Origin of the sequence: Pseudoalteromonas sp. 2CM32C (assembly GCF_023161925.1) — a bacterium.
GTDB lineage: Bacteria > Pseudomonadota > Gammaproteobacteria > Enterobacterales > Alteromonadaceae > Pseudoalteromonas > Pseudoalteromonas marina.
In genome coordinates, this window is sequence record NZ_JALNTI010000003.1 from 207,287 (window position 1) to 219,951 (window position 12,665).

The window sequence follows — 12,665 nt, forward strand, 5'->3', positions numbered from 1 at the left end:
CAGTATATTATTTGTATCTAAGATAATGATTTGCTGTATGGGTATAACACCACAAGGTAAGAGACACACCCTTATCCTAGCTACAATTGCGCTCAAGTATACATACACCTCAAGGCGAGGGGAAGTACTGAGCGGTGTATCACCTTATGCTAAGTTAGAACTCAGCATAAGGGATAATAGGTGTACCCGGAAATTCGAGTGTCCCGTAGACAGGATTGAAGTAGTAACGGATATACAGTTGGCCAAAATTAGGTTCGTAAAAGTCAGAACGATCAATAGCTAAATAACCACCAAAGAACCAATGTGGGGTTATTCTGTATTCAAAGCTGCCTTCTAAGTTGTACGATACGCCCGCACTGGTATCTGAATCAAAGGCAGGGTCTACACCGGTTTCAAGTTGGCGAACAAAGGCTTCAGCTTGAAGGTCAGGATCATTAGGGAAAAAGTCGATGGCTTGCGTTTTAGTTTGCGAATACGACACGCCTGTTTTTACGCGGTATACAAAGTCATCACCCCATCGTGCATCGTAGGTCAAAGGAACCGATAACCCAATATAGTTCTGTGGGCTGTAGTAGCCGCCGTGGCCCCAGGTTTCTTCACTTAAATTAAATTTATACGTCCAATGCAATAAACTTGCACCCACTGTAAATTCGCGGTCTTGATTACTTATTACACGATAATAGGTACCGCCCATCAAGCGGTAGCGCTGGTTATCTTTTACGTTTTGACCTTTATATAATGTAAAGTCAGCACTAGACCAAAACCCCCAATCGCCGCCTAAATCATGAGAAACATTAGCGGTTAAACCGGTTGAGCGAACCCCCCCCCAAATTTTACCGGTATTAACGTCTTCAAGGCCTGCATAGGCGAGTACTGAGCTGGTTACTGGTCGTTTTTCTAATTCAAAGCTATAACCAAAGTCACCAAAGTCGTCAGAGTAATTAACACCCCATACAATGTCTTCGATTAAAAAGCCCAGTGGTGTTGTGCCAATATCTACGCGCCAGTTTTCGTTTTGCCAACCAATACCAATATCAACGCCACCTTGCTCAGGACTTACTTCGTCAATACCACAGGTAAATATACACAAAGCGCCTTGTCCGTATCGACTGCCAGCAAATTGCTCGTCAAATCGTGTTGTTTGAGCGCTAATACTTGTAGGATCTATTTTTACAAAGCCTTGCCCTTGCCAAAGCGGAAAGTACGCTTCAATAGGGACTAAACCAGCGCCTAATGTAGCCTCACTTTCAGTACTTACTTGTCCGCTAAAATTTACACCAACAGCAATGTAGGCTTGGTTTTTGTTTTGTTGGCTGAGTAGTTCTCGTTTGGCACCGTTTATATACCACTCGTCGTTTTCATTAATGCGCGAAAGTGATGCGTAGAGTTCTTTTTCATTTAGTTGACGATTAGGTGAAAGCGTTTGTGCGTACCACGTTTGTGCTTGCTCTGTTTCATTAAAATTAGCAGCAACTTGCGCGCCTAAATAACGAAGCTCTAAATCATTAGGTGCTTTTTGAATAAGTTGCTCGGCTAAGTAAAGGGCATCACCTGCGTAATTAAAATCGTTTAACGATTCCATAATTTGACGCTGAAAATAACTTTCTTGCGTTGTACTTTGTTCAATGGCGAGCTGTGTGACCTCTTTTGCTTGGAAATCATCCCCAAGTGCTCTATAGGCTTTGGATATTGCCATTAAAGCTTGAGGTTCAATTAACTGATTATTTTTTAGTTTTTGTTCGTATAAAATAATCGCTGATTGGTTTTGATCAAGTGCTAAGTTTGCATTTATTAGCGCAGTTGTTGTTGCTGATGAACTTGGGTATTTTTGATCAAGCTGATTTAGCTTCGCAATAAGATCACTGCCACTAAAATACTCAGAATAATAGGCATTTTGTAATTGCACAAACTGATCTATTTCACTCTCAGAGGCATTTTCAGGAAGCCGATAACGATTAAACCAATCCGTAGTCTGAGCTTTATTACCCTGTGCTAAAAGCCATTCTCCATACAACATATGCCAATAGGCTGATAATGAGGGGTCTTCAGCTAATGCGTCACGCATGAGTTTTAAAGCGTGGTTTTGTTCTTCTATGCTAAACCAGCTTCGTGCTAGCTCCGCTTTCATTGGTGGCGTTAAATTTTGTGCTTCTAACGCACTTAAGTGATAAATAGCAGCCGCTTTATTTTGAGAATTAATAAAACGTTCGCTTTGTGCTAAAGACTCATTAAGTTGTAACTGTTGTTCAAGAGATACAATGTCAGCATCGCGAGATTTAAATGGAATATACTGAAGCGTAGCAAGCGCACCTTGGTAATCGTCTAAAGCACGCAAAAACAGTGCATGGCTATACCTAAGCTGTGAATTTAGCGGAAATTGCCACAATACATTATTAAACAATGAGCGGGCTTTGTCGGTGAGTCCTTTTTGTTGATATATAAACGCTAAGTCGTAATATAACCAAGGCTCTTCTGGTGTTGCTTGAATAGCCTCTTTTAATATTTTTTCAGCCTCTTCTAATTCACCAGCTTCAGTTAGCTTTGTTGCCTTAGTTCTATACACGCTACTTAATGAGCTTAAATATGACGCTCTTAATATTTCTTTTTGTGAAAATGAAAGTCGATTAAAGAAAGAGGTGAGCGTTTTTTCACTTTGTTCAAGCTTTGCAATTTCAAGTAAGCCAAATAGGGCGCCTTCGTTTAACGGCTCGCTTTTAAGCACCACTTGGTAGGTAAGCGCAGCTTGTGAATATAGCCCTTGGGTAAATTGTAAGGTGCCACGATTCGCCAATACAGTATTAGGTTCTTCTTCTAATGCGGCGGCTAAATCGAGTTTTAATTTGGCAACTCTAAATTCACTGCTGTCTATAGCGTCTCTTGCTTGGCGAATATACAGCCAAAACTTAGCTGTTTTAGCCATGCTTTTAAGGGTATTTCGCTCTGCAAAGTCGGCAGTGTATTTTTGTGCACGTGTAAAATAGTTATAGGCTTTACCATGCTCACCTAGCTGTAGGTAAAGCATGCCTAAGCTGTTCATTATTTCGCCGTCAGTAGGGCGGCCTTTTAATGCTTTTAATAGAAGAGGTTCTGCTGCATTTAACCTTTCTTGTTCGAGTAGCTTATTGCCTTTTAACCAAAGCTGATAAGCCGGGTCGGCTAATAATTTTTGGCGTGCTTTTAATTGCTTTTTAAAATCTTGATACTGTAACTCTCCCTTGTTACTAAACGGGTAAAGTATAAAGTATTGCTGAAATTGCTTGTCAGTATTACTGTTTATTGGCATATTTTTTAGTGCAGAGAGCCAAATACCTTCAACTTCATCACTAAAACCCGATGTCGATCCATACTTACCTAAAATACGCATAGCTGCTTTATCGCGTGGGTTACGTCTTAGCAAATGTCTGGCATAAGCAACTTCTATAGTGCCTAGGTTGTCATAGCGTTTTAATAATTGCTTGTAACCATTTTTAACCCCTTGCCATTGAGCGCTGTCTTGTGCATACCAGCTTAAATGCTCAAGCTCAAAGTTTAAAGTAGGATAAACATCATTAAATATTTTATTGTAAATTTGACGTGCTTGTTCATATCTGCCGGCACGAGCAAGGAGCTTTGCTTCTTGAATTACTGCCTTGTCTTTACCTTGAATACGAGACATAACCTTGAGTTTTTTTACGCAAGGTGTTTGTTGTGTTAGTTGGTTATCAAGCTTACTTAATAACAAGTTTGCCTGGTCTGTATTGCCATTCGTAAAGTCGTAATGTGCAAGCGCACATTGCGTTTCTATTCGCGTAGGGGCAATTGCAACCAATTTTTGCAGGCTATCTTCAACAAGTCTTTTGTTTTGTTGTGCTTCACCAATACTAATTTGGTTTAATAACCAATCAACCGATTGTGTATCAATATCATTTATTGTTGCGGCATTTAAATTAGTGCTTAGTGCCAATGTACAAGCTAAGGCCAACCTTAACGACATTCAGTGCTCCAAGTCGGTTGTAGCGTTCCATCAGCCGTTATTTTAAAGCGCTTGTTTACAGCACTTTCACCAAATAAATGCAATACACTGTCGTAATAACGTGTTTGCGTAAAAGACTTATCAATCATTAGCTTTTGCTGAATGGCCATTACTAGCTCATCATTACCTTGCTCTGCTAACAAAGGCAACAGGGCAGCGTTAAAGCCCAAAGGCCCTCTTTTTTCAGATTTACCTGATTGAGCATACGTATTTAAAGGGACATGGCTACGCTCTTCAATGGTGTCCACAAACGGTGTAAACTGAGCAACAAGCTCTTGTTTGTAGGGTGCATCTTTTGCCATCATACTTGCCCAAAGGTAAACACGAATTGCATTATAACTACCTAAATCTGTATTTTTTCTGTCGTAGTAAAAACCGCGGTTTGAATCAAACATAACCCAATCAGGGCTAACGCCTTGCTGTGCGGTATCTAAAATTAACTTAGCTGATCCTTCGTGCAGTTGGTGCCACGGTGAATGTGGATAAAGCTTTTTAAATTGCTGGTAAATAAATAACGGCGAGTAGCTAGGATTTAGCTTATAGCGCTCATTGTCAAACTCAAAACCGGCAGGTGCGGGTAGTAAAGAAAGGCCAAGGCCCGTTATGTAGGCGGTTTCTTCTCTGATTATACGTTGAGCAAGCACTGCGGCTAAAATACTATAGCGGCGTTCATCCCATAAAATTGCCGCTTGCGATAAACTGTAGGCAATCCATAGGTCTGAATCTGACGCCGGGTTTGAATCTAAAATCCCCCCTACGCGGTTTTTATCTAGTCCCCATTTCCATGCTGGTAAACGCGTACTTAAATCGCCCTCTGATAAATGCTCTTGGGTCCAATTTAAAACAGAATCAAAAGCGGCTTTATCGTTGGCAATAAGCGCAAAAAATAGTGCATATGATTGGCCTTCAGAGGTTGTGATACTTTGATCACTGCCCAAGTCAATAACGCGGCCGTCTTGGCTTATAAAATGATTTTTAAACACTTGCCACGACTGCCAAGGTTCGCACTGTTCAACTTGTGCGTTGGCATTGAAAGCAAATAGTGCCATCACAGTAAAAAACATATTAACGAGTGATTTCATTATTCGTCTCCTTCAGCTAAACGCTTGTAAGTTAGTGCTTGTAATAATCGCCATAAGATAAATGAGATCAGCAATAGCGTTAAAATAGACAGTAATGCCAAAATAAATGGATGATCAGATAAGTGAAACCACACTAATGTATGGACTGGGATATGGCCTACAAAGTATTGCTCATCTACTTGAATGGTTTTAATACCCTGTGAGTTGATAATGGCTGCACTACCTTTTACTTGAGCTAATTTTTCTGAGCTCATTAGAACATCGTCAAGTATAGTAAATGCATTTTGCGTCGTAGCACTCAACGAGACGATAGAGCGGTCTGAGTCAAACGGTGATTGAAACCCTGTTATAACAGCCATATCGCCACTACTTTTAATACTAACCTCTACTTTATTGGTCGTTTGTTCGTCGTATGCACCATTATAAATTGCTTGTTTAATTGCGCGCTGATTATTGTTAAGCAAAACATTTGTTTGTGCATCTTCATCTAAGTCATTAGCAATACTGTTAGGTTTAGCTATAACGAGTATATCTTTATCATCTAAATCAGCGTCCTCATTTAAATGAGCAACACTCATTCTATGGGTTGGGTAACCGGTGATCGCGCCAAAGTGACCCGTTAAGTTAAATAAAACGGTTAAAGCATTTGTTGTTGGGTTCTCATCAATAAGCACAAGTGTTTGTTGTAAATCAGCATATTTGGTAAAAGGAAAGCCACTATTAGCAAATACGTTCAGATCTGGTAATGCGATATAGTGATCAAATTCACTTACGTCAATGCTTGAATCGCCATCAATAACACCAAACTCACCGCCAGGAGGTGCAACAGCACATTCGCCTTTTTTGAGTACACCAAACCTAAAGTCAAAGTTAAGCTCATTTCTGTTAGCTAAATTAATGCCATTTACAGAAAAGCCTTCAGTGCTTTGTGTGGTGTCGGTATTGGCAACTAGTGGCAACAACGCTTGTGTTGTTTGTAATAAATCGTTGTTTTTATCGAGTAAAAAACCACTTATAAATTCTTGGTTTATTAGCATATTTAAACGAGAGTCGATGGCTTCTGATTCTGGCGTGCTACGGTACTGAAGAGTAATAGGTATTCCTCTTTCACGCCACGTGAATAGATCAGGTGCAAAGCGAATGTTTAGTTTTACAGGACCATTATTAAGACCTTGCGCCTGTAGTTGTGTAGGGTAGTCAATAAGCTCGTCAAAATGCACTGGACGATCGCTTCTAAGCCAGCGTGGTGCATCATACGCTTTTCGAAGTGGCAACTGATTTATGGCTTCAATACTTGCGCTTCTTCCTGTCATTACTTTGTGGCCAAATGCAAGGCCAGTCACCGCTGTTTTTAAATCAGCTTCATCACGGCCCAATATGAGTAACATTTTATAATAACGATTAAATGGGTTTGAAATGATTTCAATTGTTGGTTTTTCAACATCTGGGTAATCTTTCAAAAAATCAGGTTTTGAATCATTAGTAATAAAAACCACACTGTGTTGATCAGGCGATTTATTTAACGTTACGGGAAAATTAAATCCACGCCAATCAGCTTGGGCTCCAAACCAACTCGATAGCGTTGCTGCTGCCTCAATAGCTTGGGTATTGGGTGTTTTAGCAAATACAAATGGAAGGTTAAGCTTGTTGTAATCCTTTTCATCAAAAAACGGCTCAGGAAGGTATTCTAAACGACTATCAATAGCAAGCTGCTTTTGGTCGAGCATAATGTTGCTTGATCTATTAATTTCAGTCCAAATGGTGCGGCTGAAATAATCTTGACAACGAAGGTCATAATAACCAACTAACTCAAAGCGTACTTGGTTGTAATCTTGAATGTATTTAGCGTTAAGATCGAGGCTATGCTGCACTGTGTTCTTTACAATACTAAGTTGTTCGTTAATAGGTAAAACAGTGACTAAATTATCATTAAAGTATACTTTTAAGTGCGAAACATTCGCGATTAATGAAGGCGAGTTAGTATACGAAAAGTTAAGCTTTAAATTGGTGCTCAATTTATCTATTCGGTTTGTAAAGTCAACGCGGGAGTTATTATTTACCCCGTTGAGCCTAAAGCCTGTAAAGCCTAACGCTTCAAACTCTAAGCGTAAACTCGACACCTGAGCGCTCTCAGGGTATCCATTAATGAACATTGATTTATTTTGTAATGGCTCAATTGCATGCGCAAAATAAGCGCAACAAATAAGCGACAATGTTAGGGATATATTAAGCAACTTTTTAATCATAATTATTATGCACTATTGGTCTTTTTGGAGTAAATGAGTTTACGTATACAACTAAATTAGTCATAAACTGAATGATAGGTTGAAGCACTCTTGGTGCGTGGAAGAGCAAGTTACTAAACCCTCTGAGGCTTGTTTTTTGCACTTCTTTAAAACTGTAAGATGGGCGGTCATGTCTAAAGTTATTTTGCCAGTCAAGCCACGCATCAGCTCGTGAAAATGTACATTGTATAAACGCGCGCTGTTTTTCAAGAGATAAATCTTTAATGGTTAAGCCAATTTGATTACCCCGAGTATTACAAACATGGGTAGTAAACGAAAATTGCTTATTACCGCGGCTCATTAATAATTCTATTTTATCGTTTACACGACAAGCATGTGCATGGTCGGTTTCTATTCCTACGCCGTTATCGGAGTAATCTGTAATTCTTACTTTTAACGTGTGGCCATTTGCTAAACGAACTCCCGCTGGGAAGTTCGCTTTAATGCGGTGTGAATGCCTAACTTGGCGTGCTTCTGCTGCCACGGCAACCGCAGCACCCAAAATGATAATATTATAAAGCGCCCACCCCATACTAATCAGCAGTACACCAACTTGCGTAGGGTCGCCAAAAAACAGGCGCAAAATACCGACTAACATACCGACTAAATTAATAGCGAGTAAAACCAAATATGGCTTAGAAATACCCCAGTCATAATGCTCTTTATCGTTTAATCCACCTTTTTCGGTAACGTTAAATTTACCTTTGTTTGGATTAAACAAAGCAACTGTTGTTGGCTTTAATATGTACCAAGCAAGCACAGATTCGTAAACTTCGCCCCAGAACGAATAGCGATACTTACCTTGTATTCGTGAGTTAGTTGCTTTTATTTGAATAAGTGTAGGTACAACGTAGATAAAAATAGCTAAAAATGGCGCGTAAATAATGTATGCATTAAAGTATATGAGTGCTAGGGGCGCGGTTAAAAATACAATGCGCGGAATACCTGATAGAAAATGCAGCATAGCGTTTAAGTAGCAAAGTCGCTGAGGGATGTTCAAGCCTTTGCCTAACAGCGGGTTATCGAGCCTAAATATTTGCGCCATGCCCCGTGCCCAACGTATTCGCTGGCCAATATGAGCCGATAAGCTATCAGTGGCAAGGCCAGCAGCTTGAGGAATATTTATATAGGCAGTTTTATAACCTGCGCGTTGCATTCGCAGTGCAGTATGGGCATCTTCGGTGACGGTTTCAAAAGCAAAGCCACCTATTTCATCAAGCGCTTCTCTTTTGAGTACCGCACACGAACCACAAAAGAACGTAGCATCCCACATATCGTTTCCGTCTTGAATAAGCCCGTAAAACAACATGTTTTCATTTGGAATTTGACTGTGGTTATTTAAGTTTCTCTCAAATGGGTCTGCGGAGAAAAAATGATGTGGTGTTTGTACTAAACACACTTTACTGTCTTTTAAAAACTGTCCCATAGTCATTTGCAAAAATGAACGAGCAGGTACGTGGTCGCAATCAAAAATGGCAATATAATCACCATCTGTGTAGCGCATAGCACTATTCATGTTACCGGCTTTTGCATGGTTATTATCTGGTCTTGTTAAATAACCTGCACCCACTTGTTTAGCAAATTCACCAAACTCAGGGCGTTTACCATCATCTAAAATATAGACTTTTAGTTTATCTGCTGGCCAATCTATGCTTAATGCGGCAAGGGTAGTCGGCCTTACAACACTTAAAGGCTCGTTGTAAGTAGGAATGTAAATATCTACCGTTGGCCATAAGTCAGTATTTTTTGGCAACATGACAGGTTTTCTTTCAAGTGGGTTAATAGTTTGAAAAAAACCTAAAATAAGTACCATCCATGCGTATGTTTCTGCTAGTAACAAGCCTGCACCTAATGTAAGTGCTAAAGGGTCATCCCAATTAAGTGTTTCAGTGTATCGCCACCACAAGTACCGCGAAGATGTAGTGACAGATAAGGTAATCATTACAATCGTGGCCATATGGCCTTTAACGCGTTTGAGCGCGTAAGCAACCAGTAAAATAAAGCTAATAAACACTGCTTGCGCTTCAAGGCTAAAGGGAATGGTAACAAATATGGCAAGCAAGAATAATATCAGTGCAACAACGATGTATTTAATTAGTTTGTTCTGCCAAATACGAGCGTCGGCCATTGTTTTAAAAGCACTTTTTTTAGGTTTGTTGTTTTTGGAAAAAAGGCGCCTTATTAATCGGCCTAATTTAAGGTCGTACCAACGAAGTTGCCTTAGGCTATAACTGACTCCATTATAAAAGTAATTTACAGCATGCTTTTTTATAGACACTGATTTTTTTTTGGGTTTATGAACAGCAAAAAGCAGAAATATGCTCTGAATAACAAAGCGTATAATATTAGAATAGATATAAGTTCTGTATGGCAACCTTAAGTGTGGATAATAGTTATATAACGCTAACTCAAAGTTTTCTTTGTTCTTTTTTATATTCACAAATAATGAACCGAACAAAGTTATGAAGGGCATTAAAAAGGCTTCAATTACATTTACTTTGTGCTGATTAAAGTAACTATGAAATTTAAATAAAATATAGCGCACAAGCTTATCAGTGAATAATATACTCAAAAGAATATACAATGTACTGTGTATAGGCCTTTTATAAAAAAGAGTAAAGCTCATCGTCAGTTAGCCGCCTTACTTACAAGCCAACCGGCAAGTGTTTCAAAGTCATCGTTCGCTACACTGTATGGAGCGCAATTAAGGGCTACATTACGATTAGCTGTGGCCTCTTTAATAACTTCATCGCTGTTAATAAAAAACGGCGCCATAAATGGCAATGTAGATTGCCAAAGAGAAAATAGATCAAATTCTAACACTGAGGCTGCGTTGTAACGATTAACGACAAAAAAGTGTTTCCAACTTGACTCTACTGACTTAAGGGTTTGCAGGCGCTTGTATATGAGGCTATGACAAATTGCATCGCAAGTGACTAGCTCAATAACAATATCGTTTTCTTGTAACGGGTAGTGAGAAATATTAATGTGTGAAGGGCAGTCGAATATTATCCAAGCAGATTCTTTATAATCCAGCTTTTTACAATTGTTAATTGTGGCTATAATTTCATCTAACGTTGCTTCGTTATCGCCATGGGGTAAAAAAAGAACGCCATCGCTGTCTTTGCGAAAATGCAATAACGCATCGTCAAAAGTACTCTCGTTGCTCCAACCTTTTGTGGCTGTCCACTTAAGGCCAAAGTGCAAACCAAGGTCACTTTTAGCATCTAGGTCTATGGCAACCACATCAACATCAGATTTTTTCAAAACGCACGCTAAATTTGCAACAACTGATGTGCTACCTATGCCGCCTTTGATACCTTTAATAAAAATCCTTTGCAATGGAGTTTACCTTTTTTATTTTTTTTCTTTAGATGTTTTTATCGCGTCATCAATTTCTTTCAATAGCGCATACTTGTTAATTGTTTTTTGATTTTTTTGTGTATTCATAATTTCTATATAGTCGTCACTTTTCCCACCAAAACGGCGAGCTAGGTTTTCTATGTCACTTGATGTGAGTATTTGTGAGCTTTTTGTAGCTAAATTATTCATTACAACCTTTGTAAGCGTAATATTTATTTTTATTAAAAGTGGACAATATTTGGCTATTATATATAGAATAGCAGGCAAAACTAGTAAAAAAGTATTTTTTTTGAGGGCTTTTTAAGTGCATAACTTTAACATAACGGGTTTAGAGCCGGCTGCAAAAGAGTTAAAATCGGCTTCAAGTTATGCTGTTTTAGCCCCTTTAGATAATTTTGTAGTTGAATTTGCTCTACATGCAATTAACCAAAATTGCGCAAACGATATTTACATTGTTTCTCAAGACGTTGAATCTTTCTTTGAGTCGTCATTTTCTGCAGCAATTAATACTGCGTACAAACGCAGTAAAGTTCATCCATTTTCTCTCTCATCTGAGACACAGCATTACTCAATAGAGCGAATAAACAAAGGTATAATTAAAGAGATAGGCGCGTATAAAAAATTAAAAAATGCGCTAGTGTTTATTCACTTCAACACAGAGCTACTTAGTGCAGCAACCGAAGCTAGCACAAAAACAATAATGAACGATTACAGTGAGTTTGCAAAAAAAACAGGGGTTACCTTATTATTTTTGTTATCTGGTCCAGAAGTAACACACTATCGATTTTTAATAAGGCAGCTTAATAAATCTTTTGATGGATTAATTTTTGTAGATAATGATTCCGCTACCCGCGTGTTAGAGTACGATTACTGGCACCACACTACGGGTGTATTTGCTGATATGCAGTTTCAACTGTCGCTTGAAGATAATAAGTTTTTGGTACAAGAGGGAACTGTAAACGATCTAAAAGTATTCAATGGCTCGCATTTTCCAGATGAGGACGATGTCTGGTTAGTGCAAAGCGCGGTGCCAATCGGTACAAAATTGCCTACGCATTATTATACCGCAAAAGACAATAATGAGCTGTTTGACAAAGGCCCCAAATTAAAAGCGGCAACATTGGTGTTTGCTGTTACGCGTTACACAGATTTAGCACTGCTTGGTAAACAGTGCTTTGAACTGAGGAAAAGCTGCGGTCGTTGGTTGAAATTGGTAGTACAAAATGTTGATGGCGTTATTCGCCATCAAGATGAATGTTTATTTTTAACTTTAGGCGTTAACCTTATTTTGTATAGCTTTTCTGAACCTTCGCGATTATTATCTCAAATTCAATCTATTCAAGGGTTTCAATTTTCTAGACCGTTACCGCCATCTGTCGAGCACGTTCTGAAATATACTGAAAATACGTTTTCTAAAGGCTATTTACCTTTTGATGAATTTACGCGCCAAGTAGAGGTTCATAGTGACTCGGCTGTTAATCTGGGTGTTAGCGGCGTGTTGGTTAAGCTTGAGTTATTACCCCGCATAGAGCCCATTCACCCTTTACACTTGTTTCATATTAAGCGTGAAGGGGATGTATTTAGCCTTGCAGATAATACCGTGTATTTGTACTTGCATGCGTGTAGAGAGAACGACGTAAATAATGCAATTAAGCATTTATTCAAGCTACAAACGAGTGACTTTTTTGTGCAGCAAAATGTTATTTCAGATCATTTTCATATACAGCAAGAATGTAAGCAATTAAGGCGGCTTTATAGCGGTAAACAGGTTACTGATTATTCTAAACAGTTAACAGAGAATGATAGCTATAAGTTTGAACCCGGTGTGTCAAAAGGGATTACTGAGTCATTAGACACACCCGAGTTTACAAATGATGCGCGCCCCGATGCTGTGTCATTTGTAATGAGATTAAAGGCTTAACC

Annotated in this window: 7 protein-coding genes; 1 reads left to right on the forward strand and 6 read right to left on the reverse strand. The window is 39.0% G+C overall.

All coding sequences use genetic code 11. The annotated features are described in order from the left end of the window. Window positions 1-154 precede the first annotated feature (154 nt). Genes MTF67_RS07910 through bcsR form a run of 6 tightly spaced genes read right to left on the reverse strand, consistent with a single transcriptional unit; the run spans window position 155 to window position 10,931 of the window. The gene (locus MTF67_RS07910; RefSeq protein WP_248519224.1) at window positions 155-3,973 is read right to left on the reverse strand and encodes a cellulose synthase subunit BcsC-related outer membrane protein; all 3,819 of its coding nucleotides are present in this window, start codon (window positions 3,971-3,973) and stop codon (window positions 155-157) included. Next, window positions 3,964-5,094 (reverse strand): cellulose synthase complex periplasmic endoglucanase BcsZ, encoded by a 1,131-nt coding sequence (gene bcsZ, locus MTF67_RS07915; protein WP_248519225.1) that lies wholly within the window; start codon window positions 5,092-5,094, stop codon window positions 3,964-3,966. The genes MTF67_RS07910 and bcsZ overlap by 10 nt, the downstream gene beginning before the upstream one ends. Continuing rightward, complete coding sequence (gene bcsB, locus MTF67_RS07920) at window positions 5,094-7,340, reverse strand: cellulose biosynthesis cyclic di-GMP-binding regulatory protein BcsB (protein WP_248519226.1); 2,247 nt, start codon at window positions 7,338-7,340, stop codon at window positions 5,094-5,096. The genes bcsZ and bcsB overlap by 1 nt, the downstream gene beginning before the upstream one ends. Next, on the reverse strand, window positions 7,333-10,005 hold the full coding sequence (gene bcsA / locus MTF67_RS07925) for a UDP-forming cellulose synthase catalytic subunit (protein WP_248519227.1): 2,673 nt from the start codon (window positions 10,003-10,005) through the stop codon (window positions 7,333-7,335). The genes bcsB and bcsA overlap by 8 nt, the downstream gene beginning before the upstream one ends. Before the next feature lie 2 nt (window positions 10,006-10,007). Continuing rightward, on the reverse strand, window positions 10,008-10,721 hold the full coding sequence (gene bcsQ, locus MTF67_RS07930) for a cellulose biosynthesis protein BcsQ (RefSeq protein ID WP_248519228.1): 714 nt from the start codon (window positions 10,719-10,721) through the stop codon (window positions 10,008-10,010). 15 nt (window positions 10,722-10,736) lie between these two features. Then, window positions 10,737-10,931, reverse strand: coding sequence for a BcsR/BcsP family cellulose biosynthesis protein (bcsR, locus tag MTF67_RS07935; protein ID WP_058429545.1), 195 nt, complete (start codon window positions 10,929-10,931; stop codon window positions 10,737-10,739). 115 nt (window positions 10,932-11,046) lie between these two features. Between bcsR and bcsE the strand changes: the two genes are divergently transcribed. Further along, window positions 11,047-12,663, forward strand: a complete 1,617-nt coding sequence (gene bcsE / locus MTF67_RS07940) for a cellulose biosynthesis protein BcsE (RefSeq protein WP_182724986.1) — start codon at window positions 11,047-11,049, stop codon at window positions 12,661-12,663. Window positions 12,664-12,665: the final 2 nt, after the last annotated feature.